Origin of the sequence: Moraxella nonliquefaciens, assembly GCF_001679005.1 — a bacterium.
Taxonomy (GTDB): domain Bacteria; phylum Pseudomonadota; class Gammaproteobacteria; order Pseudomonadales; family Moraxellaceae; genus Moraxella; species Moraxella nonliquefaciens.
On record NZ_LXTW01000032.1, the window covers coordinates 1 to 26,472 of the forward strand.

Genomic DNA, 26,472 nt, shown 5'->3' on the forward strand with positions numbered 1-26,472 from the left:
CAAACACACCAAATCTTGTGTTTTATCAGCGTTTTTATTATGAAAATACTGATTATCCAAGCCTGCCGACTAAGGTTACGGGGTCTAGCATATTGCCAAATCAAGAGATTATCCTAAACATTGTCTATAATGAATTTGGCAGACCACTCAAATATGTCAAGACAGGCTATAATGCAGACGGACAGCCAATTACCGAAGAGTTACCTGCTCACAATAAAGTAAAGGACAATCCTAATTCAATAGTCGTTAAAAGCCCAAATACATCAGACGATGCTATTAGTGTCCTTTATGATTTTATTGCAAAATCAGAACAAAGGGTCAATGTCATACAAGGCAGAACGGGCAAGCCTACTGCCATTTATCTTGCCACAGGTACAACCTATCATCGCACTTATGATGATTTTGGTAGGCTAACCCACGCTACTGACCCAAACACAGGCAAATACAAATTAGCCTATGATACACAGGGCAAGCTAAAAATAATCACAAGTGAGATTGCAACACAAACGATTGGTTATAGCGATAAAGGATTAGCAAAATCTTTGCAGACTTGCGACAATATTGACAAAAGCTGTTGCCAAACCATTGTTTATCGTTATAATGACAATGGGCAATTAACCACTATTGATACCGACCGTCATGATATTACTTATGACTATCTACCAACAGGTACAGCCCAAACAGAAATCATTACTTTGGATAACAAAAATTATCCAATGCAATACACCTATGATGACAAAGGGCGATTAAATCAAATACGGTTGCCAGAAGGTCTTACTCTAAACTATGATTATGACAATACAGGCAAAATCATCAATGCCAAATACCAGTTGCCAAGCATAGGGTTATGGCAGTCTTTAACTAGAAAAATCAACAATAAAAAAGATTTTCAATCATTATCCACTCGCAATCTAATTCAGCCAAATGACAAGAAGTTTGCTCATAATAGTAAGCAAGCATTACATACACCCTAGATGCCAATAACAATCGCCTGAGTCGCTATGATAATGGAGTAATAACCACTTATAATTATCAAACCAATACCGACCGCTTAATACATATCAATCACCCAGATTATCAAATCACTTATGAGTATAATCAAGTGGGCAGTCCAATCAAGATTACCAAAACTGACAAAAATAACAAGGTAAGTGTTCAAACCATTAGCTATACGTCTGACAGTCAAATCAAAGCGATTTACCAAGATGGTGATTTGGTAGCAGAATATGATTATAATCATTTAAGACAACGCATTGAAAAAACGGTTTACCTTAAAGATGATAAGACAAACCAAATACAAAAAGAGACCACCCAGTACCTATGGCATAATGGGCTTGTTAGTGCCAAAATCAAAAACGGCAATATCACACGCCGATACATTTATATGGACATTACGCCAATTGCTGTGATAGACTACACTTATAATAACAAGGGCAAAATGATGACTGCACAAGCCTATACCGTCCATACAGACCAACTTGGCACACCCAAGAAAATCACAGATCAAAATAATCAAATTGTTTGGCAAGCAGATTATGAAGACTTTGGTAAAGCCACCATTGCTACCAAAGACAACTTTCGATTTAACCTACGCTTTGCAGGGCAATATTATGATAGCGAAACAGGGTATCATTATAATGCCCATAGATACTATAATCCAGAGACAGGCAGGTATCTAACTGCTGACCCCTTGGGGCTAAGCGGTGGATTAAACAGCTATGTCTATGCCAATCACGAGTCTTGGAAGTATGTTGATGTGTTGGGGCTTGTAACATTGCAACAAGTTCAGGAGGAGCTAGAAAAAGCGGGTGTTGCTAAAAAAGGTGAAAAAGTTATAGGCAGAGGAAGTTATAATATTGGAGAAATCAGACTTCAATGTTATTCTGATGAGCAAGTCTTTAATAAATGGTTAGAAATGGAAAGAAGAGACTTATCTTGGCTTGATGAGCTGAATGACAGGAAGTGTCCTGCGACAATACAGGAGGCTTATAAAAACCCAAATGGATTGTGGGAGAGACCTAGTACCTTTCCTACTATTCAAGTATATCACCCTGGGGCTAAATGGGAGATGCGTTCTAAGCCAACAAAAAATAAACATACTAACCAATGCACTTATGATGATAAAGGTAAGCTCATCACAATTCAGCGTCTAGCTGCTGGAACGGTTGATTATAAGGCTTGTGATACTTGGGATTGCTGGAAAACAGGCAAGCCCCATTATGAACACGATATGAGATTTTATGATATTGCTGTCACATTGCATAACAGGTATTATGGTAAAAAACACCCTTATAACCAATCAAAATATATTTCAGATTATTATTCTGTAAGACCAACTAAATTTTAGAGGAAAATTATGGTAAAAAGTATTGCTTTAACACTTTCTTTAAGTGTTGTTATAAATATAATTATTGTAATTTTTTTTGAAAAAACATCTAAAAGTTTTTTTGAAAAATTTTTAGATGTTTATGGATATTCTTTATCATATGTATTATTTGGTTTTCTTTTAGGAATTTCAATACAATTTATTGCAAAAATAAAAAATAAAAAAATCAGCTCAAATACTTTGATGTTTATACAAACAATATTTTCTTTAATAATATTTTTTATATTTATTGTAGTAAATATGGCAGCATCTTCTCTATGAATGTGTAGGTGAATTATGATATTAAAAAATAATAAAAACACAATCTATGCAACCAAGCACCTTATGGTAGAAACATTTCACACAGGAGTTACTTGGGATGTTCGCTCTAAACCAACCAAGGGCGGACATACCAATCAATGTACCTATGGTATTGATCGCAATCTGATTAGATTTCAAAGACCTGCTGCTGGTACTGCTGATTATAAGGAGTGTCGTTTCCCTATTTTTGATTGTAAAGAACACAAGGAACACGATGTAGATCCTTATTCATTGGCAGTAAAGCTAGGTAGAATGGATGACTATTACTCTATTAGACCAACCATTTATTGATTAGGCAAAACAATGAAAAATATTATCATTTTATTAATATTGAGTTTTATATTTCCGATGGCTGTTATGAAAATATTTGGTTATAATATTTCTGAATATTACTTTGAATTTTTGAGTAGGGGTTATATATTTTCTTTCATGTGTTTTTTTCTTGGTGGAATTTTTGGTTATATTTTTAATATACATAAACTAAAGGAGGGTGATAGTCATCTTCGGTATATTATGCCACAAATATATTTTTCTTTATTTTTTTATTTAATAATTTTATTTTATAATATGATCTTAGCGTCTGCATAGTTAAATTTATATCTGTTATTAGCTGAATGATAGAAAAAACAATAAAAATACAGTATGGGAGGAGCCAAGTGATAGTCGTACAGTAAAAATACTTCATAAAGGAGCAACTTGGGAGGTTCGCTCAAAACCCACTAGGAGCTCTCACTCCAACCAGTGTACTTATGATAAAAATAAAAGATTGCTCAAAAATCTGCCCGCTGCTGGTAGTGCTGATTTTAAGGTTTGTACTGAACAGGAATGCAAACAACATTACGAACACGATGTGGTTACTTTTATGTTGGCAGAAAAACTAAAGAGAATAAATGACTACTATTCTGTTAGACCTTTAATTTACTAGTAGGGGGGGTATGATTATGTATAAGAAAAAATTGAATCTATTATTGGATTTGTTAATGATATTATGGGTTGCTTTGTTGTTAAATATAATGAAATTTTTTATTTATAAAAATCATAGCTTTGGCTTTCTATATGATTTGAATTATTTTATAAAATCATATATTGATGTTATTCTAATTTGCATTTATGGATGGATATTTGGCTACTTTGTCATATTTTTAACAAATTTAGATAAATATATTATCAATAGGAATATTGGTTTTTTTTGAAGGTTAATTTTTCTATAATATTTTTACTGGCTGAAAAAATGATTATTAATTTTTGGGCAAGTGTCTAGATAAATTTTATAAAAAATAGTGTTTATGAAAAAAAATATTTCTATAATGATTGTCTTGTTTACTGTATATTCATTTATATTTTTATTGTTTCTCCCAATAAGTATTATTGAGTATATTAGTGAACCATTTTTTCTAAAATTTTTCTTATATTCTGCAATAAGCTATATTATAGGCAGTTTAATAGGTGCAACCGCTTATTTTTTATTGCAAACAGGCAAAAAAGTCTAAGAGATAATCTTTGTATATTTTTACAAGTCATCACATCTTTTTCTATATATTTATTTTTGCTGGTTATTTGGTAGTAGGTTTCTTGGTTCCTACTCTCCAACATCAAAGCAAGCTCCACCCAAGGACTTGTCTCCTTTACCCATACCAACCACACAAACCAAGTCAATGTCTATGACCATAAAGACAGACTAAGCCAAAAACACGACCACACCACAAGCACCAAGCTAAGTTATGGCATAAATTCAAACAACCCAAACAATCTTAGTCAAATCGTAAGCATTGACACCAACGGCAATATCATAAATATTGATGAGCTGACGAGTGCCTACACTTATGATAGTAACGGCAATCGCACCAAACATCATCACACCCACTACACTTATAAACCAAATTCTGATAGACTAAGCACCATTACTATCAAAGATAACCAAAACAACATCATCAAAACCACCCATTACACCTACGACAACCTAGGAAACCCTGTAATGATAACCACCAAAGACCACAAAGGCAACATCATCAGCCAAAGAGCCTTAACCTACACCCCTGATGGACAAATCAAGTCCATCAAGGACAATGACAAGCTCATCGCTACTTATGCTTATAATCATCTAAGACAAAGAATTACCAAGACCACTTATAACGATATAAGGTGCTGTTAAGGACAATATTCAGTATCTTTGGGATAAAGGTTTACTCTCTGCTGAAATCAAAGATGATAAAGTCATCAGAAGGTATGTGTATCTTGACATTATGCCTGTGGCTATCCTTGACTACACCTACAACCAAAAAAGCAAACTAGACAAAGCAGAAGTCTATTCAATCCATACCGACCACCTAGGCACACTAAAAGTCATTAGCGATAAAGACAGAAATATTGTATGGCAAGCAGAATTGGATACCTTTGGGGAGACCAAGTCTATTGACAGTAAAGATGACTTCACTTTCAACCTAAGATTTGCAGGGCAATACTTTGACCAAGAGAGTGGATATCATTATAATTATCATCGGTATTATGACCCTAAGATTGGTAGGTATTTGACATCAGACCCTATCGGCTTAAACGGTGGAAGTTTAAATACTTATGCTTATGTGGATAATGAGAGTTGGGGACTGGTTGATCCAAGCGGTCTTTTATCTTATAACCCATATACAAGAAATTTTACAATTGACAAAGGGGATACACTACAATCAATTGGTAAAGATTTTGGTGTTTCTGATGTAGAGCTTGCTAAATTAAATCCACAATTTTTTGCCAACCCCAAAGACATAACCAAATTTAAACAAGATACTGTAACAGACTTTACCAAATCGCTAGGCAAGGTTGGGGAGGCAATCGGTGCCGACAACCCAACAGATGCTGAAAAACAGGCAATTGATGCGAATTTTCAGTTATTATTGCAAGCCCACGAACAGACCTTTGCCAACTCACAAACCAATCCATCAGTACCAGCTACCTTCTTTTTAGATAAAAGAACGGGTGAGCCTCGTTTGATTTATGGTATTTCCATTCCAGAAATTCGTAAAACTATTTTGGGAGAATAATATGGCAGATAACCTACATAATCATTTAGAGCAAGATGTTGCCCTTGATATTAAACCAAGACTTCATCATCAAGGAGGTTTTATTACCATTAAAGATGAGAGTAATATTTTAAATGGCTTTAATAATTCGCTACTTGTAAGACTTAGAATTAAAAAACTAATATTTGAGGGATTTGATCATTATCAAATGGGCAGTCTGGAAGATAAAAAAGACTTAGATGCAGGCGAGGTAAATTTTTTAAATTTTTTGCAAAGTGATGTGGATATTTTATCAAAATCCAGGCTGGCTCGTTGCGAACACCACCTTAAAAAGGGCTATGCGTTAATTTATGGTTCTATCTATGCAGTCTATGATGATGGTTCTAAAAAATCTATGATTGAAAATGATACGCAAAACAATCCAAAAAAATAGCGGTCAGATGCTCCAAAATCAAGCCCCAAAGCCTATTCTTCTAGCCAGTCATAGCGGTGCCAAACTTACTATGTCGGATATGGCTAACTTACAAGTGGCGACCACAGAAGAGTATCTGAAAAAGATGGGCATTGATGTTGATAATCAAGATGGATTAAGTTGTCTGAAAGATTAATCATTGTGGGTTTGGGTTTATTGGAATGAAAAAATCAGAACTTTTAGGTCTAACAGACAAAAATCCTGCTCCCACCCCATTTGAAGTCTGATACCATATAGCTTTGAATGGGTTTTTTATGAAAGTTAAAAAGTATGTCTCCACTGTGGTTCTGCAAGCACCAAGAAAAATAGTAAAAAGCAGGGTAAACAAGAAAGATGGTGCAAGGATTGTTTTAGGTATTTTCTTGATAAAACTTACATCAGCAATGATGAGATTTGGCAAGAATACACGTAAGGCAAACAAACCCACAAATAACTTGCCATTAAGTACAACTTATCAGTGAGAACCATACAAAGACGGCTTGATGAAGTAAATGTTGTTAAACCTGCCATGACAAACAGTCAAAACAATCCGTATGAAACCAATGATTTGTAACGAATCGGTAAAAGATAAGTTTGCCTTATTTAACCAAAAACCCTAAACACAAGTCAAGAACCCTTGCTCTTAGTTAAGAGCTCAACCACCAGTAATAAGCAGTGCTTTGGTAAAGCCCTAGATGAGTGGTATGACAAGCACAAAGATTATCTTAATGAACGCACCACCAATGATGAGAGTAAAAGCCGGTATACACATAAAAGATTAGGACGTGCTTATCACAGTCTAAAAAGAAATTTGCCTTACTTGTTTGTTTATCAGCAAAATCAAATAACTCATAACACTACCCCAGACACAACCAACAAGCTAGAAGGATTATAAACAATCTTTACGTTGTCATCAGAGGCTAGCCAAGAAAAGAAAACAGAAGTTTATTGAGAGTTTCTTGCAAGATTATGCTTAACTTGATTTCAAGAAAAATCCCCACATTGCTCTGTATTATTTCTCTTATCTGTTAACAGGAAAAATGTCTATTAGAGAGTGATGTGGGGATTTTAGCAGGGGTTTTGTCTGTTATGCCCTATTTTTTTTAGATGTTATCAAAAAAATTACAAAAACCTCTTGACGAAATTTTAAAATAAGCTATAATACACACCCATAGCAAACAAGCTAACCACTCATGCCAGTGTGGTGAAATTGGTAGACACGACGGATTCAAAATCCGTTGCCTAATAAGCGTGTCGGTTCGAGTCCGACCACTGGTACCAACTACAAACCCTTGAAAAATCAAGGGTTTTTTGTTTTCTATATTGTTTGTCAGTTTTGGTTATTTTTACTTAAAATAAAATAATAACCAAATAATAACCAACGTTCAAATAAAAAGCCTAAGTTTATGCTTGGGCTAATTTTTTACTCGCCTAACAGTTGCCTGATGTCTTTGACCATCCAAAAGGGCTTACCGTTAATCATGCGTGTTTGGATAGGTCCATTGTTTTGACTGTGCCAATTTCGCAAAGTGGCAGGCTTGTAACCTAACATACTGCTTGCCATGATATGATTAACGTGTGATACACCAGCGTGTATGGCGGTATGTAGTAGCTTAATGCCGTCATACTGCAATACATCATAAGCATATCTTAACAATTCGTGACCACGTTTGTTTGACTTTTCCAAGTCGCTGATATTAATGTCTGTTTCAATGGTTGTCATTCATTCGCTCCTTTACAAATCTTTTAAAAGCCCATAAAAACCCTGATACTGTATGACATTCACCGTCTGCCAAAACGCATAAAAAACAACATAATACTTAATGCAAGGGCTGATAAGATAAGGTAAATGACATATTTTAACTGTATAACCCCTTGATTTTGGATAAACATAAAGCATTATCATCTCCCATTTTTGCCATCAATATACCGTCTCATGGTTATTGCGAACAAACTCATTGGGAATATCGCCTGTAAAGCCGTTTTGGGGCGGTTGTTGGGGTTGGTTGCCCCATTGCCCCTGTCCGCCTTGTGGATAACCTTGTGGGGAAGTATTTGGCGGTTGTTGCCATTGACCTTGTGGCGGTTGGTTATATCCGCCTTGTCCCTGCCACTGCCCCTGTTGTGGATAGCCTTGGTTGCCCTGCTGTTGGTTATTTGCATTTGATTGGCTCGCACTTCGGTGCTATAACGCTCTATGCCTTGTTGGTCGGTGTATTTTCTGGTGTGCAAACTGCCTTCGATATACACCAAACTGCCCTTATACAGATACTGCCCTGCGATTTCTGCTAGGCGGTTAAACAGACTGACACGATGCCATTCGGTGGCTTCTTTTTGTTCGCCTGTCTGCTTGTCTGTCCAACGCTCACTTGTAGCAATGGACAGATTAGCGACTTGACCGCCATTTTGAAATTGGCGGATTTCGGGGTCTTGACCTAAGCGACCCACGATGATGACTTTATTGATACTTGCCATGATTTGCTCCTGTTTTGCGTTGGCGGTCAATACCGTTAATAGCCACATTAAGTAACGGTAACGATAAGCTAATAATAACCACGAAAATCATATTTTGATTTTGTGTAGGGTTAAATGATGACTATGTATTTTTTAACACCAAGACCAAACACCCAGTAAGCGAAAATTTTCTAACACAGGCATTAAAGCGTTTGGGCTATCAAGGGCGAATGACAGGACACGGATTTAGGGGCATTGCTAGCACCAAGTTACATGAATTACAATATAATCATGAGTGCATAGAATTACAGCTAGCCCACGCCAAAGCCGATAAAGTAAGCATGGCATACAATGGGGCGGAGCATTTGCCCTATCGCATACAGATGATAAATGAATGGGCGGATTTGGTATGCAACACCCACTAACAATAAAGCCTAAGATAATCATGCAGTTACAATAAATGCAACGCCACAAGCCCCAATTTGGGGTTTTTTCTTATCAAATTGGCAGGCGTAAAAAAATTGAGTTTTGAGTTTTTAAAAATTATGGTGTAAATGGTGTATAAGCCTTTATCTATAAAGGCTTAGGGATAAAAAAATGGTGTAAATAAGCTAAAAAATGGTGTAAATCATCAAAAAAGTGGTGTAAAACATGGTGTCAGTTACACCATTTTTGGCAAAGGCTTGTAAACCAAGGGTTAGAGCTTGATTGTTGGTAAAATTAGATTTATAATGTACACACAACAGACACACAATAGGGTAACCCCATGCAAGCTACCGAGCGTATCAGCATAAGAACCACGCCCCACGCCAAAGCCGTGATTGAGCAGGCAAGCGAACAAATGGGCGTAAGCATGAGCCATTTTATCTTAACCACCATGTATCAAAAATCGCTTGAACTGCTACAAAAAGGCGAGCAGGTTAGCGAGATTTGGCAAATTGATAACGACCAAGGCAATCATCGAAGAGTTGTTAAAACATCATTAAGGATTAACCATGATTATTGATTTACCACCGACCACCGCCCACATCATTGAGCGTATCGCCAATGTACAGGGCATTAGCGTTGAGCAGTTTTGTATCAATAGCGTTTATGAAAAAGCCTTAGAATTTGCCTATATGCCAAACAGCGAAACCAAACAAGCCATAGATGAGCTTGTGGCAGGGCAAGGCAAGAAATTTGATACGCTTGATGAGCTTATGGCGGATTTAAATGATTAAACTACAACGCTCAAATGCCTTTAAAAGAGACTTTAAAAAGCATGGCGAGCTTGATACTGCCTTGATAGAAGTGCTTTATTTGCTACTAAACAACAAGCCCCTACCGCCAAAATACAAAGACTATGATTTAATCGGTAATTACAAGGGGTTTAGAGAATGCCACATCAAGCCTGATTTATTGCTTATTTATCAAAAAGATGATGAATGTTTGTCATTGGCAAGGTTAGGCAGTCATAGCGAATTATTTTAAGGATTAACCATGATTATTGATTTACCACCACACATAGAACAAGCCATAATTGCCAAAGCCCATGAGCAGGGTTTAACGGTGCAAGAAATGCTTACCAAAGATTATGATGATATTTGGCAGGTATTAGACCAACACGGCTTAAATGGCGATGAAATCCGCCTAACTGATGATGAAACACGGCATTTGATGAACCTATTGGATAACCCACCAGCACAAAGCCCAAAGGCAAGAGCCTTGTTGTTTGGGGATGGCCATGTTTGAGCCATTAGACAAGCACCACAACCGCACCGCCTTTGATTGTGGGTAAGATGACATTAACCGCTATTTGCAGACAATGGCAGGCCAACACCACAAAAAGGGCGTACAAGGGTTCATGTATTGGCAGATGACAGCGTTATCAAGGCGTTTTACATCCTATCCAACGCCCATTTTGACAACACCGCCATAAAAGGCTATCCCAAATAAATTCCCATTGTCATCATTGGGCGGATTGGGGTAAGCAAGAATTATCAAGGGCAAGGGCTATCAAAATACGCCATTAAAAACGCCCTAGAACGCATTAAGGGCATCAGCACCCAAAGCGGTGTAGTGTTCGCCATGATAGACGCCAAAGATGAGCAGTTAGCCCAATATTATGAGCGATTGGGATTTTATCCGTATCAATGGCGGATTGAAGTTGGTTTATTTGGTCAGTCAAATTTAGATGATTTTAGATTGGAACAATCTAATTAAAGGTATGGTAAGGTATGAGAGTATGGTAAATGCAACATTGCACGAGTATTTAGATATTGATAGTAGTGTAAAATTTATAAGAAACAAACTGGAAACCGAATTTTTTTAGAAAGTAATTTATTTGATTTGTGTGTAAAAGATAGGATTAAACTTATTATTTACTACAATGGAGATATATGGATAACACCCGTAAAAGAACAAAGTTATTGTCCAGATGATTTTGATGAAATTAATAACATGAATTTTTTAAAAATACGAGTTTAGCCAATTAACAGAGTTTATGGGTTATGTTTATCTAGACCACACAGGAAGAGATGAAACAAGTTTTGATAATATGACTTCAAGGCACTTAATAAACATACAAAGTGTTGTTGCTTCAAATCCTTTGTGGAATATCAATAAAATTAATAATATTTTTAATAAAAATCATGGCACATATTTTGCTACTATACCTAAAAATGGGGATATGGCTATAATTTCTAAGGATTTTGACAAGCAGGATTTGATAAAAATTTTAGATGAAAAAGAAAAAATGGGGGCAATCCATGAAAACCTAGAATATTTTTTTGAAATTATGGATAGGCAAAGAACTTTAACACATAATTTTGTTGAAATAAAAGAAAAGATATAAGATTTAGCATTAATGACCTATTGTCGCTAATAGACAGAGATTTATCAATACTAATAGAAAATATTGATAAAACAAGAGATTTTCTAGAAAGTATTGCATTGCAAATAGATGAAAAAAGTAAACAGCTACAAGCCAAAGATGACGTCATGGCAGAACAAGCCAAACTGATTGCAGAGTTGCAAGCCAATCAAGGGGCAGGCGAATTAACAGGACTTGAAAAGTATAACCATGACAAGCAAAGAGCCAAAGATTTTGCGTGTGCGATTGCTAAAAGCATTTGGCAAATGGACACAACAGAGCAAATCAGAACAGATGACATGGTGCAATACATCAAATCCATATTGCTTGAAGTCAGCCCAAAAGACTTGCCAGAGCATGATAAAAGTTTGAAAAGTTGGCTAAGAGACATTAAGCCATCGCACGCCACCGAGGGCGGACGAAAACCCAAAAAAGCACTGACAGAAATACCCCTAACCTTTAAAAAATAAATTACCCTAAACGCACTAAATGCACGTTTATCCCCTTATCCCTAGTGGTTTGGGGATTTTTCTATTTTTCCCCACCGACTATCATACGTTCCAATCCTTTTAAATCGGAGCGTATGTAATGCAAACCCTATCAAAAGGCGGACTATCCACCGCCAAAGACATCTTACCCCTACTACCCTTTGGGCGGACAACCCTATGGCGTAAATGCAAAAATGGCAAATTTCCCAAACCCCAAAGACTAAATGCCAGTGTTACTGTATGGCGAAACGATGAAGTCAATGGATGGCTTGCCAATCCAAGTGCATGGGAGAATTTCGCATGAGCCAACGTCAAGACATCTATAACCACCTAATGATAGGGGCAACAATCACGCCCATAACCGCCCTTAATCTGTTTGGGTGCTTTTGCTTAGCACAATGAATAGGCGAGCTTAGACGGCATTTTGGCGTACCCATTTTGTCAAAGACGGTAGAGAATGCCAATGGCAAACGTTATGCACGCTACTGGTTAGAGCGTGATTATATCGGTTAAGGCAGGCGAGATAAAAGGCTATGGCGTATGAAAGACCGCTCAAATGCGTAACTTTTGCAAGCAGTACGAGAATAGGTTATTTTGTCATGTTGATAAAATGCAATTTTTTAAACATGATAGGTAAGATATGTTTACACCATAAACATGACTATGCTATCATGTTTACGTTTTTGTATTTTTTAAACATGAGATAATCCGATGACATGGCAAGCCGATAAACCCTACAACGATTTACCACCCTTACCACCCTTGCAAGACGTGGAAACCAAAGCCATTTTAAAGTTGGTTATACAAGCAAGGGCAAGCCTAGCACAGCTTAAACAAGTAGGGGAGCTAATCCCAAACCAAACCATGCTAATTAACATCATTCCACTACTAGAAGCACAAGGCAGTAGTGAGATTGAAAATATCGTTACTACCACCGATAAGCTATTTCAATACGCCTATGATGATAATGTTGTAGCAGACCACGCCACCAAAGAAGCCCTAAGATACCGCACCGCCTTGTATCAAGGCATACAAGCGATAAAAACACGCCCATTAACCGCACAAACTGCCCTAGACGTATGCCAAACCATCAAGGGCGTATCTTTTGGTATCAGAACAGGCAACGTACAGCTACAAAACAGTATGGGGCAAGTTATCTATACCCCGCCTGATGACCATGCCACCATTATCGCCCTGCTAAATAATTGGGAGCAGTTTTTACACGTAGATGATGACCTAGACCCCTTAGTAAAGTTGGCGATTTTGCATTATCAATTTGAAGCCATACACCCCTATTTTGACGGCAACGGACGAACAGGGCGAATTATCAATATCTTATTTTTGATAGAAAAGGGGCTTTTGGATTTGCCTATTTTGTATCTAAGCCGATATATCCTAAGCAATAAAACAGGGTATTATCAAGGGCTTTTGGGCGTAACAGAGTATGGCGATTGGCAAACATGGGTAAGCTACATTCTAAACGCCATTACCGAAACCAGCCAATGGACAACCGCCAAAATTCTAGCCATTAAAGAGTTACACGCCAACACCGCCGAGCGTATCAAACAGCACGCCCCAAAGGTGTATAGCCGTGAGTTAGTGGACGTGATTTTTGAACAGCCATATTGTCGTATCACAAACTTAGTAGAGCGTGGCATTGCCAAACGCCAAACGGCAAGTAACTATCTTGCCACATTGGTTGAAATTGGTGTGTTAAATGAAGTGCAGGCAGGTAAGGAGAAGTTATTTATCAATCCTAGCTTGATGAATTTGCTTTACAGTAAAGATAATATTTTTTAACTGACTTTTCGGAGCAGTGCGAGAGAGACCAATTCCGCATTTGAAATGCGTAACTTTTGCGAATAGTAAGAGAATGCAGGTTGCACAAATGGCAAATTTTTAGATATGGGGAAAATTAAGTGGTAAAATAATTTTAGTAAACAAGCGTGAACTTGACAGAGTTGTACCCTATTTTGTACCCTAAATGTCATTTTTGAAAATGACCCCTAGTAAAATCAATAATTTAGGTTAGGTTCTCAATTCCGACCACTGGTATCAACTACAAACCCTTGAAAAATCAAGGGTTTTTATTTTTTTAAAATAACACACCCAACCCCTTATCTGCCCGTCATTTATCATTTATCAACAAAAATCTTAACAACTTAAAACCATAACCGTTTTTTATCCTGTCTAATTGTGTTAAAATAAGTCATTTACCACACCTAAAAGTGATGACCGATGACACAGACAACACAAACACCAAAACAAGCACTTACCTTTCAACAAATCATCCTAACCCTACAAAACTACTGGGCATCTCGTGGCTGTGTGGTCTTGCAACCTTATGACATGGAAATGGGGGCGGGGACGTTTCACACCGCCACTTTTTTGCGTGCTTTAACGCCTGAAAAATGGAATGCTGCCTATGTTCAGCCGTCTCGTCGCCCAACCGATGGGCGTTATGGTGATAATCCTAACCGCTTGCAACACTATTACCAATTTCAAGTGGTCTTAAAGCCAAATCCTGCCAACATTCAAGAGCTGTATTTGGGCTCTTTGCAGGCGTTGGGTATTGATACACTAACCCATGACGTGCGTTTTGTGGAAGACAACTGGGAGAGTCCAACGCTTGGGGCGTGGGGGCTTGGCTGGGAGGTGTGGCTAAACGGCATGGAAGTTACCCAGTTTACCTATTTTCAGCAGGTGGGTGGGATTGAATGCTTTCCTGTAACAGGCGAGATTACTTATGGCTTGGAACGCCTTGCCATGTATATCCAAGGCGTGGATAGCGTCTATGATTTGGTGTGGACGGACGGCGAGTTTGGGCGTGTGACTTATGGCGATGTGTTCCATCAAAATGAAGTGGAGCAATCTACCTATAATTTTGAACATGCAGATGTTAGCAAACTTTTTGAATTATTTGACTTTTATGAGCATGAAGCCGACCGCTTGGTGGGTGTAAATCTGCCATTGCCTGCCTATGAGATGGTACTAAAAGCCAGCCATACTTTTAATCTATTGGACGCTCGTGGGGCAATTAGCGTTACCGAACGCCAACGCTTTATCTTGCGTGTACGAACACTGGCTCGCAGGGTGGCGGTCAGCTATATGCAAGCTCGTGCCAAATTGGGCTTTCCTTTGGCAGATGATGCCCATAAGGCAGAAGCGTTGGAGAAGTGGTTGGTCAAAGAAGATTAAACCGATTGATTTTATAAAACAAAGATTAAGAATATTAAAGGTAAACAATGAGTACAATCCTATTTGAACTTGGCACAGAAGAGTTGCCCCCAAAATCCCTAAAAACCCTACAAAATGCCCTATACGACCATGTCAAAACGGCATTGGGCGAGCAAAACATTGCTTTTGATGACATCAAGGCATTCTCTGCCCCACGCCGTTTGGCACTACTCATCAAAGGCATAAGCGACTATCAGCCCGACCGTACCGAAATCAAAAAAGGCCCAAATATCAAGGCAGGTTTTGATGCCGATGGTAATCTGTCTCGTGCAGGGCAGGGTTTTTTGCAAGGGCTTAACGCCAATGGTCTAAATCTTACAGCAGATGATTTAATCACCATCAGCGATAAAAAAGGTGAATACATCGCTTACGAGCTGACTATTAAGGGAAAAAAAGTTACCGACCTGATGCCAAACCTCATCCAAAAGGCACTCGATGATTTGCCGATTGCCAAACGTATGCGTTCTGGGGTGAGCAAGGACGAGTTTGTCCGCCCTGTGCAATGGGTGGTGCTCATGGCAGACGATACCGTGATTCCTGCACGTATTCAAGGGCATGACACAGGCAGGCAGTCTCGTGGTCATCGCTATCACGCCCCTGATTTTTTTGTGATTGACCATGCCGAGCATTATGAAAGCCTGCTTACCGAGCGATTTGTGGTGGCAGATTTTGCCAAACGCCAAGCGGATATTGTCGCCCAGGTGCAAAAACTCTCCGATGAGATTGGTGCGACCGCCATTGTCCCTGATGAGTTGCTTGATGAAGTTACCGCCCTTGTGGATTATCCTGTTGCCCTGCGAGCAAGTTTCCCCGAGCGTTTCTTAGCCGTTCCCCAAGAAGCCCTTATTAGCACCATGCAAGCTGATCAAAAATATTTTTGTCTAACAGATGATAAAGGCAAACTAAAACCCAACTTTATCTTTATTAGCAACATTGACAGCAAAGACAAAGAAGCGGTGATTTTGGGCAATGAAAAAGTGGTGCGTCCACGTCTGTCAGATGCTGAGTTTTTCTTTTTACAAGACCAAAAACGTCCGCTTACTGACTTTGCCGAAACCCTAAAAACCCGAGTATTTCAAGATAAACTTGGTACAATTTGGGAAAAGGGCGAACGCATTGCCAAATTATCCGCCTTTATCAGTGAAAATTTGCACTCACATGGCTGGCAGGTATCAACCGATGATGTGGTGCGAGCAGGGATTTTGGCAAAGGCAGATTTGGCGACCACATTGGTGGGCGAGTTTCCCGAGTTGCAAGGCATTGCAGGGACGTATTATGCTTATAAATCAGGTGAAAAAGCAGAGGTGGCAGAAGCCATTGGTGAACAATATCTGCCCAAATTTAGTGGTGATGAATTGCCCAAAACACCAATTGGCATCGCTCTTGCCTTGTCCGATCGCATAGATACATTGGTGGGGATTTTTGGAATTAACGAAGCTCCAACAGGTTCAAAAGACCCATTTAGCCTAAGACGGGCAAGTATTGGTGTTTTGCGTATTTTGATTAAAAATAAATTACCGCTAAATCTGGCAAGCCTTGTGGGTGAAGCCATCAAAAATTATGGCAATAAAATTAATAACATGAGCGAAACCTTTAACGCTGTGATGGCATTTGTGAGTTCACGTTATCGTGCCATGTATACCGAACAAGGGGTGGCGGCAGATACCATTGCAGCGGTGCAAGCGATAAATCCACACATGCCCTTGGATTTTGATGAGCGTATCCATGCAGTGCAGGCGTTTCGTGCATTACCACAGGCACAAGTACTGGCAGAGAATAACAAACGTGTTGCCAACATTCTTGCCAAAGCTGATGATGTGGGCGAGAATGTAGAAGAAAATCTTTTGACTGAAACAGCAGAAAAGGCGTTGTATCAGGCGATTTTGAGTGCCAAAGAGACGGTAAAACCCTTACAAGATAATGCTGATTATCAAGGGGTATTGACCGCTTTGACCGCCTTGGCAGATCCATTGACCAATTTTTTTGACAACGTCATGGTAAATGCCGATGATGAGAATCTAAAAAATAACCGCTTATCCTTGCTTGGTCAGGTGCGTATGTTGTTTTTGAGCGTGGCGGATATTGGGGTGCTTCAAGGTTGAACAATCGTACCAAAAATACCAAATCCCATCGTCATGATGGGATTTTTGTAATGATATAATCAAAAAATCCGCCCATGATGTCATTACAGGACAGGACGGATTTTATGTTGGGGTTATTTTTGGTTGATTTTGGTCATCGCTTTTTCATAAAACTCATTGAATTTATCTTTGGCGGTGTGAACAAGTTCGCTGTCGGCTTGTTCATCAATCATCTGACCAATCTTGCCAAAGAGCTCTTTGGTTTTTGACTTTTGATAAACTGGCAGACGCTCGCAAACTTCGCTTACCTTAACCTTGATATCGCTGATGACCGCTTCATCGCCTTTGGCATCTAGGATGTCACACACCCAATTGGCAAGTTCTACGCATTCAGCTTCTTTGAAACCACGAGTGGTAACGGCAGGCGTACCGATGCGGATACCGCTTGTTACAAAGGGGGATTTTGGGTCGTTTGGCACAGAGTTTTTGTTTACAGTAATGTGAGCATCGCCAAGCCATTTGTCCGCCTCTTTGCCTGTGATGCCTTGTTTGATTAGGCTGATGAGCATGAGATGATTTTTAGTGCCACCTGATACCACATCATAGCCACGAGATATGATTGTCTCTGCCATGGCTTTGGCATTATTGACAACTTGTTGTTGGTATGCTTTATACTCATTACTCATCGCTTCTTTAAAGCATACCGCTTTGGCAGCGATGGCGTGCATGAGTGGCCCGCCTTGTGTGCCAGGGAAGACGGCTGAGTTGAGTTTTTTCTCAATCTCTTCGTTGGCACGAGCCAAGATAAGACCTGAACGAGGACCACGCAAGGTTTTGTGTGTGGTGGTTGTTGTTACGTCCGCAATCTGCACGGGGTTCGGGTACACGCCTGCCGCCACAAGCCCTGCAACGTGTGCCATATCTACCATAAGATACGCACCAACCTCATCGGCAATCTCACGAAACTTTTGCCAATCCATGACCTGACTGTATGCTGAAAAACCAGCGATGATCATCTTAGGCTTGTGCTTGTGGGCTAGGCGAGCCACTTCGTCATAATCAACCAAACCCTCATCGTTAACCCCATAATGCACAGCATTGTAAGTCTTGCCAGAGAACGACACGCTTGCTCCATGGGTTAGGTGTCCGCCATGGGCAAGGCTCATGCCAAGCACAGTATCGCCCGCTTCTAGCAGGGCAAGATAAACGGCGGCGTTGGCATTAGAGCCTGAGTGTGGTTGTACGTTGGCATAGTCTGCCCCAAACAATTCTTTGGCACGGTCAATGGCAATTTGTTCAATCACATCCACATGTTCACAGCCGCCATAATAGCGTTTATTAGGGTAGCCCTCGGCATATTTGTTGGTCAGATTTGAGCCTTGGGCTGCCATGACCGCAGGTGAGCAGTAGTTTTCTGATGCAATCAGCTCAATGTGGTCTTCTTGACGTGCACCCTCGGCATCAATGGCAGCGGCAATCTCTGGGTCAATGGCGTGCAAGGAGATATCTTTGAACATAAAAAATCCTTAGGTTGGAGATGAAATGAAAACATGCTAAGTGTATCATATTTTATCCAAATTGGCAGGGGTATTTTGTGGTAAAAATGAATGTCAAATGGCTTTTGATTTTTAAAAGTAAATCTTAGCATATCGCCCAGATTGTCAGTGATTGACAAAGATGATTTTTGTTAAATTTATCAATCTTAAAAACAGAGCAAAAAAATCAAGACAAATACATCGTAATGTGATAGATTGACCCATTTTTATCATTCATGGAGAATGCGTATGCTAACCTTTATTGGGCTTGCAATTATCGTGATAATCGTGGCACTTCTTTTGACTGAAAAGGTCTCGCCTATGATTGCGATGGTAATTGTGCCACTCATTGGGGTATTGGTGGCAGGCTTTGACTTAGGTCAAGTCAAAGAGTTTTACAGCGATGGCACACGTTCGGTGATACAGATTGTCATCATGTTCATTTTTGCCATTTTATTTTTTGGCATCATGAGTGATGTGGGGCTGTTTCGTCCGCTCATCAATGCTTTGGTGAAACTCACTCGTGGTAATATCATCGCTGTTAGCGTGGGTACGGTATTGGTTTCGGTAGTAGCACAGTTAGATGGGGCAGGGGCAACCACGTTTTTACTTGTTGTGCCTGCACTGTTGCCCTTGTATAAAAAATTACACATGAACCCTTATATGCTGTTTTTGTTATTAGCGGCCAGTGCTGGTGTGATTAATATGCTTCCTTGGGGTGGCCCAACGGGGCGTGTGGCAACTGTGTTAGAAATGGATGTCAATGAATTGTATCGCCCATTGTTTGGAGTGCAACTCATTGCTTTGGCTTATATTATGGCTCTGGCGGTATTTTTGGGTTTACGTGAAAAAAGACGCATCATCAAAGAATTTGGTGTGTTACCTAATGTGAGTGAACTCATCACTCCTGCCCAAATGACCGAAGAGGAGGCATATCTTGCTAAACCAAAGCTGTTTTGGGTGAATGTGGTGATATTTATTCTGGCGATGGCGGTGCTATTTTTGGGTAAACTTCCCTCAGGTTATGTATTCATGATTGCCACGTCGGTGGTGCTACTTATCAATTATCGCAGTCCCAAAGAACAGCTTGAACGCATTAATGCACACGCAGGCGGGGCGATTATGATGGCAAGTATTATTTTGGCGGCAGGGACATTTTTGGGGATTTTAAAGGGGTCGGGCATGCTTGATGCCATTGCCAATGATTTGGTCAAAATCCTACCAAATGCCATGTTACCATATTTGCACATCATCATTGGCATACTGGGCGTGCCATTGGAGTTGGTGCTTAGTACGGATGCTTATTATTTTGGGCTGTTTCCAGTGGTGGAGCAAATCACAAGCCAAGCAGGGGTTGCACCGACATCGGCAGGTTATGCCATGCTTATTGGCAGTATCGTGGGGACGTTTGTTACACCATTATCCCCTGCATTATGGATGGGTCTTGGGCTTGCCAATTTGTCTATGGGCAAACATATTCGCTATTCGTTCATGTGGATTTGGGGCTTGTCGCTTGTGATTTTGGCAAGCACGATTATCACTGGCATCATTACTTTGATATAGCCCTGATACAACAACAAAAAACCAAGCAAAACCGCTCAATGCCATGGGGTCATTTGGCGGTTTTTGCTTTATCTAAAATCGGTCAAAAAAATCTCTTGCACCAACACCGCTCTCCCATGCCAGTCATAGACCGTATTTCGCCCCCAATGCTTGCGTTGATTGTCAAAAAAATAAGTACGGATATGAGGCAGGTGTCTTTTGTTTTTAAACATGACATAGCCTATGGGCGTGCTTTTTAAATGGCGTAGACGTTTGGCATTGCCGACAAGGCTTGTCAAGGCAAACACACTTTTGGCACACACCCACGCTTTGTCATCATTGCCAAACAATTGCACTTCACGCACCCATGCGATGGTAGGGCGATGGATGGGCAGTCCCAATAACTTTTTGGTGCTAAAATCAATCAACTGATGACCTTCACGCATCACACTCACACGCACCGCTTGCCCTGCTCGCTGTTCTAACAAGGCGGTAAGCGAACCGTGAGAGTAGAGATAAGGGGCTAAGGTAGCAGGTGGTGTCATCATGATGAATTTGTATAAAATTTGGCAAATTTTAGCATAAAATGACAAATATGGGGATAAGTTGGGGCAATTTTTGAGACATTTTGTTACAATTTGGCAAATTTTTCAAAAAATTTTTATAAAGAAATAAAACATCATCATGAGCTAAGTCTGTATCACCCATTTGATAAAATACCCTACTTTTCAAAGGGTTATCACGATGCTTATCTCAATTATCATCAATTTTTGTAATGAAAAAGATGACATCATTTTTTTAAAAAATAGTCATAATTTAAGCAGGCTATTGGATAAATGCCAATTTTTTAGGTATGCTAGGCACATGAAAAACAAGCAGTGCAGATGGTTTTGTATTGTTTTTTTTATCGGTTGGCAATTTTGCCATGCTCTTAAACCCAGAACCCATCATGAACTTATAAGGAAAATTATCATGACCTACCAATCAGCCCTAGAACATGTTCGCTCTGTTAAAGCCAAATTAGGTAATCATTGGAACGCCATCCGTCCAGAAGATGCCGCTCGTATGGTTGTCCAAAACCGTTTTAAAACAGGTCTTGATATCGCCAAATACACCGCAAGCATCATGCGTCGTGATATGGCAGAGTATGATGCTGATAACTCAAAATACACCCAATCCCTTGGCTGTTGGCATGGATTTATCGCCCAGCAAAAGATGATTGCCAACAAAAAATACTTTGGCACTACCAGCAAACGCTACATCTACCTATCAGGTTGGATGGTTGCCGCATTGCGTTCTGAATTTGGCCCATTGCCTGACCAATCCATGCATGAAAAAACCGCCGTGCCAAAACTCATTGAAGAGATTTACACTTTTCTTCGTCAAGCAGATGCCAAAGAGCTAAATGACTTATTCCGTGCCTTACAAAAAGCTGAAACAGCAGGCGATGAGGCAAAGGTCAAAGAAATTGAAGCGAAAATTGACAATTTTGAAACCCATGTTGTGCCAATCATCGCTGACATTGATGCAGGTTTTGGTAACGAAGAAGCAACCTATTTATTAACCAAACAAATGATTGAAGCGGGTGCTTGTGCCATTCAAATTGAAAATCAGGTGTCAGATGCTAAGCAATGTGGACATCAAGCAGGCAAAGTAACTGTACCACACGAAGATTTTTTGGCAAAAATTAACGCCGTGCGTTATGCCTTCTTAGAGCTTGGCGTAGATGAGGGCGTGATTGTGGCTCGTACCGACTCAGAGGGTGCTGATTTGACCCAAAAAATCCCAGTCAGCCGTGAAGCGGGTGATTTGGCGAGTAAATACATCAGCTATTTACAGACCACCGAGATTGACATCAGTGAAGCCAAAGAAGATGAAATTCTTATCAAGCGTAACGGCAAGCTACACCGCCCAACTCGTCTGCCATCAGGACTATATCAATTCCGTGAAGGCACGCAGCATGAGCGTGTGGTGTTAGATTGTGTCACATCGCTACAAAACGGTGCGGACATGATTTGGATTGAGACCCCAACCCCAGATGTGGCAGGCATTGCAAGTTTTGTCAATGACATCAAAAAACAAGTACCAGATGCCAAACTGGTATATAACAATTCACCATCGTTTAACTGGACCATCAATTTTCGCCAGCAAGCCTATGACCGCTGGGCGGATGAAGGTCGTGATTTATCAGGCTATGACCGTGATAAGCTCATGGATGCTCAATATGATGACAGTGAGCTTGCTTGTGAGGCTGATGAAAAAATCCGTACTTTCCAAGCGGACGCTGCCCGTGAAGCAGGGGTTTTTCACCATCTCATCACATTGCCCACTTATCACACAGCAGCACTATCAACGCATGAGCTTGCCAAAGGCTACTTTGGTGATGAGGGCATGCTTGCTTATGTCGCTGGTGTGCAGCGTAAAGAGATTCGTGATGGTATCGCTTGCGTGAAACACCAAGCCATGGCAGGCTCTGACATTGGCGATGACCACAAAGAGATTTTCTCTGGTGAAAATGCCCTAAAAGCAGGTGATGCAAGTAAAAACACCATGAACCAATTTGGCGGTTAATACCCATCAAATAAACAAACGGTGTTTTGCTGTTAAGGCACAACACCGTTTTTATTTAAAATTTCAAGACATTGTTTCAGGGTATTTTGGCATATAAAGTACAGAGCATGCCCCAATATCTCAAATTATTTTAAGGACAAAATTATGACCACCCAACGCATCATCAAAGGCTCGCTTGCCATTGACAAGATTTTATTTGATTTTATTGAAAATGAAGCCCTGCCTATCGCCAAACTTGACAGTGATACTTATTGGAGAAATTTTGAGCAAGTTGTGCTTGACTTGACCCCAAAAAACAAAGCCTTGCTTGCCCATCGTGAGAAATTGCAAGCCCAGATTGACAATTGGCACAAAAATCATGTTTATGAGCTGGGTGCGTATAAGCAATTTTTAAGCGATATCGGCTATCTTGAACCCGAGGTTGCAGATTTTACCATCACCACCGAAAATGTCGATGAGGAGATTGCCACCATGGCAGGGCCACAGCTTGTCGTGCCTGTGCGTAATGCTCGCTATTGCCTAAATGCTGCCAATGCACGCTGGGGTTCGCTTTATGATGCGTTGTATGGTTTTGATGTCATCGCCGAAACAGATGGCGCTGAAAAGGGCAAGGCGTATAACCCTGTGCGTGGGGCGAAAGTGGTGGCATTTGCCAAAAATTTCCTTGATGAAACTTTCCCCTTGATGGACGGCTTGCATGCTGATGTCACATCTTATGCCATAAAAGACGGTCAATTATCTGCCAATATGGGCAAATTTTGGACCACTTTAACCGAAAATAAAGTGGTCGGCTATAATGGCACGCCTGACAATCCGAGCGAAATCATATTAAAAAACAACGGCTTGCATGTCATTATCCAAATTGACCCAAATAGCCCAATTGGTAAAGATGACAAAGCAGGGGTTAAGGATGTACTGCTAGAATCTGCTGTTACCACCATTCAAGACTTAGAAGACTCAGTCGCCGCGGTGGACGCTGAGGAGAAAGTTGAGGGTTATCGCAACTGGCTGGGTCTTATGAAAGGCGATTTGTCTGAGACCTTAGAAAAAAATGGCAAAACCATCACCCGTACGCTAAATGCTGACCGCACTTATACCGACCTAAATGGCAACATCCAAACTCTGCATGGGCGTTCACTCATGCTGCTTCGTAATGTGGGGCATTTGATGACAAATCCTGCCATCTTGGTCAATGGCGAGGAGATTTTTGAAGGGATGATGGACGCACTTATCACGCCCATGCTCTGTGCCATTGACATTCGTGGTGAAAATAGCTTGCGTAACTCTCGTACAGGTTCAATGTATATTGTCAAGCCAAAAATGCATGGTTCACAAGAGGTGGCGTTTGCTGTGGAGCTGTTCTCTTGTGCCGAAGAAGCCATTGGCTTGCCCAAAAACAGCCTAAAAATGGGCATCATGGATGAAGAGCGTAGAACCTCTGCCAACCTAAAAAACTGTATCGCCCAAGCACCAGAGCGGACGATTTTTATTAACACAGGCTTTATGGACAGAACAGGCGATGAGATTCACACCGCCATGCATGCAGGGGCATTTGTGCGTAAGGGTGAGATTAAAGAGCAAATCTGGTTTCATGCCTATGAAAAACGCAATGTCTTAATCGGTCTTAATGCAGGACTGCGTGGTAAGGCTCAAATTGGTAAAGGCATGTGGCCAAAGCCTGATGAGCTTGCCGATATGTATCGCACCAAAATTGAGCATCCACAAGCTGGGGCAAGCTGTGCATGGGTGCCATCGCCAAGCGGGGCGGTGATTCATGCCATCCATTATCACAAATGCAATGTTACAAAACGCCAAGAAGAATTGGCACACCTTGCCATACCAAGTCTTGATGATTTATTGACCATTGCCCTTGCCACCGATACCAATTGGACAGCAGAACAAAAACGCCGTGAACTTGAAAACAACTGCCAAGGTATCTTAGGTTATGTGGTGCGTTGGGTTGATTTGGGCGTGGGTTGCTCCAAAGTACCTGATATCAATGATGTGGGACTGATGGAAGACCGTGCCACTTTGCGTATCTCCTCTCAGCATGTCGCCAACTGGCTGGTTCATGGCATTGTAACCGCCGATGAGGTGTGGGATGCCCTAAGACGCATGGCAAAAGTTGTTGATGAACAAAACGCATCCGACCCCGCCTATCGCCCAATGTCATCTGACTTTGATAACAACATTGCCTTTCAAACCGCCGCCGAGCTTATCTTTAAAGGGGCAACCGAACCATCTGGCTACACCGAACCGCTACTACACAAGGCAAGATTGAAACTAAAAGGTTATCAAGGCGACTGATAAGCTGATGAATGCTAAAATAAAACCCCAAAGGTGAGATGGCAGACTTTTGGGGGTGGCAAGTTTTTTGGTAAAATCATGTTGGATAAAAACAGCCGTCTACAATCCATCCAAATCCATTTTATGATACAGTATGCCCATCCTTGATGGTATCATGTATAATTGGTTGGGTCTTTTTCATCTTGTTTGGTGAATTTACCAAAAAATACGCTTAGTACATTATCTTTTGCGGTATTGTAAGAGGCAAACGTTTGGCAAGTGGCAGATAAGCCACCTTGCCATGTAGGTATCATGCTTTTCATATTGCCAAAGCGATTTGGCACATCAGGCATGCCTTTGGCAAAATCCACCGCACGCAAAGCATCATCACGGTTGTTACATACCAAAGCCATATCGCACCCTGCTTCTATGGCAGATTGAACCCGAGCGCTAACATCTCCTGCCACATGAGCGGCCCTCATGGACAAATCATCTGAGAACAACACGCCATCATAGCCCAGCTTGTCTCGTAAAATCTCTTGTAGCCACACTTTTGAAAAACCAGCAGGTTTGTCATCAACTTGACTAAAAATAACATGGGCAGGCATCAAAGCAGACAGCTTGGATAAGTTGTTTTTAAAACTCATCAAATCACAACCCCAAATCTCATCAAGTGAGCGTGTATCTACCGCGGTACAAATATGTGAATCAGGTGCAATAGAACCATGACCGGGAAAGTGCTTGCCTGTGGCTTTCATGCCAGCATCATTCATGCCATCTATAAAGCGTGATGACAAGGCGGTAACAACCCTAGGGTTGGCAGAAAATGCACGGTCACCAATCACAAGACTGCACCCATTGACATCAAGCACAGGAGCAAAACTAATGTCCACACCCACAGCAAGCACCTCACACGCCATAAGATACCCTATATCATAGGCAAGCGATAGAGCAAAGGTTGGATTGCTATCATAAATCTCACCCAATCGCCCCATTGCAGGCAAGGGTGTAAAGCCGTCACGAAAACGTGCTACCCGTCCGCCCTCTTGATCGGTGCTGATGATAAGATTAGGATTGACCGCACGCATACTATCGGTCAAGGCTCGCACTTGATTAGGGTCTGCCACGTTACGCCCAAATAAAATCACCCCACCCAAGGCATCATTTGCCAACAATGCTTTATCATCATCGGTCAAAACCAAACCATCCACGTCCGCCATAATGATACCAGTTGCCATAAATTACCTTATTAACATTTAAAAGTGTATTATGCCAC

29 protein-coding genes, 1 tRNA gene and 2 pseudogenes are annotated in these 26,472 nt (G+C 40.5%); 27 read left to right on the forward strand and 5 right to left on the reverse strand.

What is annotated here, in order from left to right; translation table 11 throughout:
• The 11 genes from A7456_RS07025 to A7456_RS07080 form a co-directional block, all read left to right on the forward strand.
• A partial coding sequence (locus A7456_RS07025) for an RHS repeat domain-containing protein (protein ID WP_145916096.1) occupies nucleotides 1-974 on the forward strand: 974 nt, incomplete at its 5' end.
• Between the two features lie 128 nt (nucleotides 975-1,102).
• Nucleotides 1,103-2,347 (forward strand): RHS repeat-associated core domain-containing protein, encoded by a 1,245-nt coding sequence (locus A7456_RS07030; protein ID WP_067009059.1) that lies wholly within the window; start codon nucleotides 1,103-1,105, stop codon nucleotides 2,345-2,347.
• 9 nt (nucleotides 2,348-2,356) lie between these two features.
• The gene (locus tag A7456_RS07035; RefSeq protein ID WP_067009062.1) at nucleotides 2,357-2,647 is read left to right on the forward strand and encodes a hypothetical protein; all 291 of its coding nucleotides are present in this window, start codon (nucleotides 2,357-2,359) and stop codon (nucleotides 2,645-2,647) included.
• A 15-nt stretch (nucleotides 2,648-2,662) separates the two neighbouring features.
• Nucleotides 2,663-2,977: a hypothetical protein gene (locus A7456_RS07040; protein ID WP_067009065.1), complete on the forward strand. Its 315-nt coding sequence runs from the start codon at nucleotides 2,663-2,665 to the stop codon at nucleotides 2,975-2,977.
• A gap of 1,684 nt (nucleotides 2,978-4,661) precedes the next feature.
• Entirely contained in the window at nucleotides 4,662-4,838 is a 177-nt protein-coding gene (locus A7456_RS11450) for a hypothetical protein (protein WP_158512507.1), read from the forward strand.
• Between the two features lie 76 nt (nucleotides 4,839-4,914).
• Nucleotides 4,915-5,721 (forward strand): RHS repeat-associated core domain-containing protein, encoded by an 807-nt coding sequence (locus tag A7456_RS11930; protein WP_145916097.1) that lies wholly within the window; start codon nucleotides 4,915-4,917, stop codon nucleotides 5,719-5,721.
• A gap of 1 nt (nucleotide 5,722) precedes the next feature.
• Nucleotides 5,723-6,133 (forward strand): hypothetical protein, encoded by a 411-nt coding sequence (locus A7456_RS07060; protein WP_067009077.1) that lies wholly within the window; start codon nucleotides 5,723-5,725, stop codon nucleotides 6,131-6,133.
• Nucleotides 6,105-6,308, forward strand: coding sequence for a hypothetical protein (locus A7456_RS07065; protein WP_067009080.1), 204 nt, complete (start codon nucleotides 6,105-6,107; stop codon nucleotides 6,306-6,308). The genes A7456_RS07060 and A7456_RS07065 overlap by 29 nt, the downstream gene beginning before the upstream one ends.
• A gap of 118 nt (nucleotides 6,309-6,426) precedes the next feature.
• The gene (locus A7456_RS07070; protein WP_067006669.1) at nucleotides 6,427-6,633 is read left to right on the forward strand and encodes a hypothetical protein; all 207 of its coding nucleotides are present in this window, start codon (nucleotides 6,427-6,429) and stop codon (nucleotides 6,631-6,633) included.
• Between the two features lie 155 nt (nucleotides 6,634-6,788).
• On the forward strand, nucleotides 6,789-7,046 hold the full coding sequence (locus A7456_RS07075; RefSeq protein ID WP_067009083.1) for a hypothetical protein: 258 nt from the start codon (nucleotides 6,789-6,791) through the stop codon (nucleotides 7,044-7,046).
• Between the two features lie 300 nt (nucleotides 7,047-7,346).
• A tRNA-Leu gene (locus tag A7456_RS07080) sits at nucleotides 7,347-7,432 on the forward strand.
• Between the two features lie 142 nt (nucleotides 7,433-7,574).
• Here the strand turns inward: A7456_RS07080 and A7456_RS07085 are convergent.
• Nucleotides 7,575-7,874, reverse strand: coding sequence for a hypothetical protein (locus A7456_RS07085; protein WP_067009086.1), 300 nt, complete (start codon nucleotides 7,872-7,874; stop codon nucleotides 7,575-7,577).
• A 179-nt stretch (nucleotides 7,875-8,053) separates the two neighbouring features.
• Nucleotides 8,054-8,626, reverse strand: a complete 573-nt coding sequence (ssb, locus tag A7456_RS10965; protein ID WP_145916098.1) for a single-stranded DNA-binding protein — start codon at nucleotides 8,624-8,626, stop codon at nucleotides 8,054-8,056.
• A gap of 125 nt (nucleotides 8,627-8,751) precedes the next feature.
• On the opposite strand from ssb, the pseudogene A7456_RS07095 reads away from it, so the two are divergent.
• The 13 genes and pseudogenes from A7456_RS07095 to glyS form a co-directional block, all read left to right on the forward strand.
• Nucleotides 8,752-9,030 (forward strand): annotated as a pseudogene (locus A7456_RS07095) (tyrosine-type recombinase/integrase); the annotation flags it as partial.
• A 341-nt stretch (nucleotides 9,031-9,371) separates the two neighbouring features.
• The gene (locus A7456_RS07100) at nucleotides 9,372-9,611 is read left to right on the forward strand and encodes a type II toxin-antitoxin system TacA family antitoxin (protein WP_067009092.1); all 240 of its coding nucleotides are present in this window, start codon (nucleotides 9,372-9,374) and stop codon (nucleotides 9,609-9,611) included.
• Entirely contained in the window at nucleotides 9,601-9,825 is a 225-nt protein-coding gene (locus tag A7456_RS07105; protein ID WP_067009095.1) for a hypothetical protein, read from the forward strand. The genes A7456_RS07100 and A7456_RS07105 overlap by 11 nt, the downstream gene beginning before the upstream one ends.
• A complete protein-coding gene (locus A7456_RS07110) occupies nucleotides 9,818-10,075 on the forward strand; it encodes a type II toxin-antitoxin system RelE/ParE family toxin (RefSeq protein ID WP_067009096.1) in 258 nt (85 codons plus the stop codon). Before A7456_RS07105 ends, A7456_RS07110 begins: the two co-directional genes overlap by 8 nt.
• Nucleotides 10,076-10,084: 9 nt before the next feature.
• Nucleotides 10,085-10,336 (forward strand): type II toxin-antitoxin system TacA family antitoxin, encoded by a 252-nt coding sequence (locus tag A7456_RS07115; RefSeq protein WP_067009097.1) that lies wholly within the window; start codon nucleotides 10,085-10,087, stop codon nucleotides 10,334-10,336.
• A 276-nt stretch (nucleotides 10,337-10,612) separates the two neighbouring features.
• A pseudogene (locus A7456_RS12060) lies at nucleotides 10,613-10,666 on the forward strand (hypothetical protein); the annotation flags it as partial.
• 6 nt (nucleotides 10,667-10,672) lie between these two features.
• Nucleotides 10,673-10,807 (forward strand): hypothetical protein, encoded by a 135-nt coding sequence (locus A7456_RS11935; RefSeq protein WP_265091058.1) that lies wholly within the window; start codon nucleotides 10,673-10,675, stop codon nucleotides 10,805-10,807.
• 280 nt (nucleotides 10,808-11,087) lie between these two features.
• A complete protein-coding gene (locus A7456_RS07120; RefSeq protein WP_067009098.1) occupies nucleotides 11,088-11,438 on the forward strand; it encodes a hypothetical protein in 351 nt (116 codons plus the stop codon).
• A 98-nt stretch (nucleotides 11,439-11,536) separates the two neighbouring features.
• Nucleotides 11,537-11,926 carry a hypothetical protein gene (locus A7456_RS07125; RefSeq protein ID WP_067009099.1) on the forward strand — a complete coding sequence of 130 codons (390 nt, stop codon included), beginning with the start codon at nucleotides 11,537-11,539 and terminating at the stop codon, nucleotides 11,924-11,926.
• 118 nt (nucleotides 11,927-12,044) lie between these two features.
• A complete protein-coding gene (locus A7456_RS07130) occupies nucleotides 12,045-12,248 on the forward strand; it encodes a helix-turn-helix transcriptional regulator (RefSeq protein WP_067009100.1) in 204 nt (67 codons plus the stop codon).
• 407 nt (nucleotides 12,249-12,655) lie between these two features.
• A complete protein-coding gene (gene fic / locus A7456_RS07135) occupies nucleotides 12,656-13,744 on the forward strand; it encodes a protein adenylyltransferase Fic (RefSeq protein ID WP_067009101.1) in 1,089 nt (362 codons plus the stop codon).
• A gap of 438 nt (nucleotides 13,745-14,182) precedes the next feature.
• Nucleotides 14,183-15,142 carry a glycine--tRNA ligase subunit alpha gene (gene glyQ, locus A7456_RS07140; protein WP_067009102.1) on the forward strand — a complete coding sequence of 320 codons (960 nt, stop codon included), beginning with the start codon at nucleotides 14,183-14,185 and terminating at the stop codon, nucleotides 15,140-15,142.
• Between the two features lie 47 nt (nucleotides 15,143-15,189).
• The gene (gene glyS, locus A7456_RS07145) at nucleotides 15,190-17,283 is read left to right on the forward strand and encodes a glycine--tRNA ligase subunit beta (RefSeq protein WP_067009104.1); all 2,094 of its coding nucleotides are present in this window, start codon (nucleotides 15,190-15,192) and stop codon (nucleotides 17,281-17,283) included.
• Nucleotides 17,284-17,396: 113 nt separating this feature from the next.
• Here glyS and glyA read toward each other — a convergent pair whose 3' ends face one another.
• Nucleotides 17,397-18,779 (reverse strand): serine hydroxymethyltransferase, encoded by a 1,383-nt coding sequence (gene glyA, locus A7456_RS07150; protein ID WP_067009107.1) that lies wholly within the window; start codon nucleotides 18,777-18,779, stop codon nucleotides 17,397-17,399.
• Nucleotides 18,780-19,046: 267 nt separating this feature from the next.
• Between glyA and A7456_RS07155 the strand changes: the two genes are divergently transcribed.
• Entirely contained in the window at nucleotides 19,047-20,360 is a 1,314-nt protein-coding gene (locus A7456_RS07155; RefSeq protein ID WP_067009110.1) for a CitMHS family transporter, read from the forward strand.
• Nucleotides 20,361-20,428: 68 nt separating this feature from the next.
• On the opposite strand, the gene A7456_RS07160 is transcribed toward A7456_RS07155, so the two are convergent.
• Nucleotides 20,429-20,887, reverse strand: coding sequence for a chorismate--pyruvate lyase family protein (locus tag A7456_RS07160; protein ID WP_082995497.1), 459 nt, complete (start codon nucleotides 20,885-20,887; stop codon nucleotides 20,429-20,431).
• A gap of 421 nt (nucleotides 20,888-21,308) precedes the next feature.
• On the opposite strand from A7456_RS07160, the gene A7456_RS07165 reads away from it, so the two are divergent.
• Both A7456_RS07165 and A7456_RS07170 read left to right on the forward strand, forming a co-directional pair.
• Nucleotides 21,309-22,910 carry an isocitrate lyase gene (locus A7456_RS07165; RefSeq protein WP_065274021.1) on the forward strand — a complete coding sequence of 534 codons (1,602 nt, stop codon included), beginning with the start codon at nucleotides 21,309-21,311 and terminating at the stop codon, nucleotides 22,908-22,910.
• Nucleotides 22,911-23,054: 144 nt separating this feature from the next.
• On the forward strand, nucleotides 23,055-25,217 hold the full coding sequence (locus tag A7456_RS07170; protein WP_067009112.1) for a malate synthase G: 2,163 nt from the start codon (nucleotides 23,055-23,057) through the stop codon (nucleotides 25,215-25,217).
• Between the two features lie 152 nt (nucleotides 25,218-25,369).
• On the opposite strand, the gene nagZ is transcribed toward A7456_RS07170, so the two are convergent.
• Nucleotides 25,370-26,434 carry a beta-N-acetylhexosaminidase gene (nagZ, locus tag A7456_RS07175; RefSeq protein ID WP_067009115.1) on the reverse strand — a complete coding sequence of 355 codons (1,065 nt, stop codon included), beginning with the start codon at nucleotides 26,432-26,434 and terminating at the stop codon, nucleotides 25,370-25,372.
• Nucleotides 26,435-26,472 lie beyond the last annotated feature (38 nt).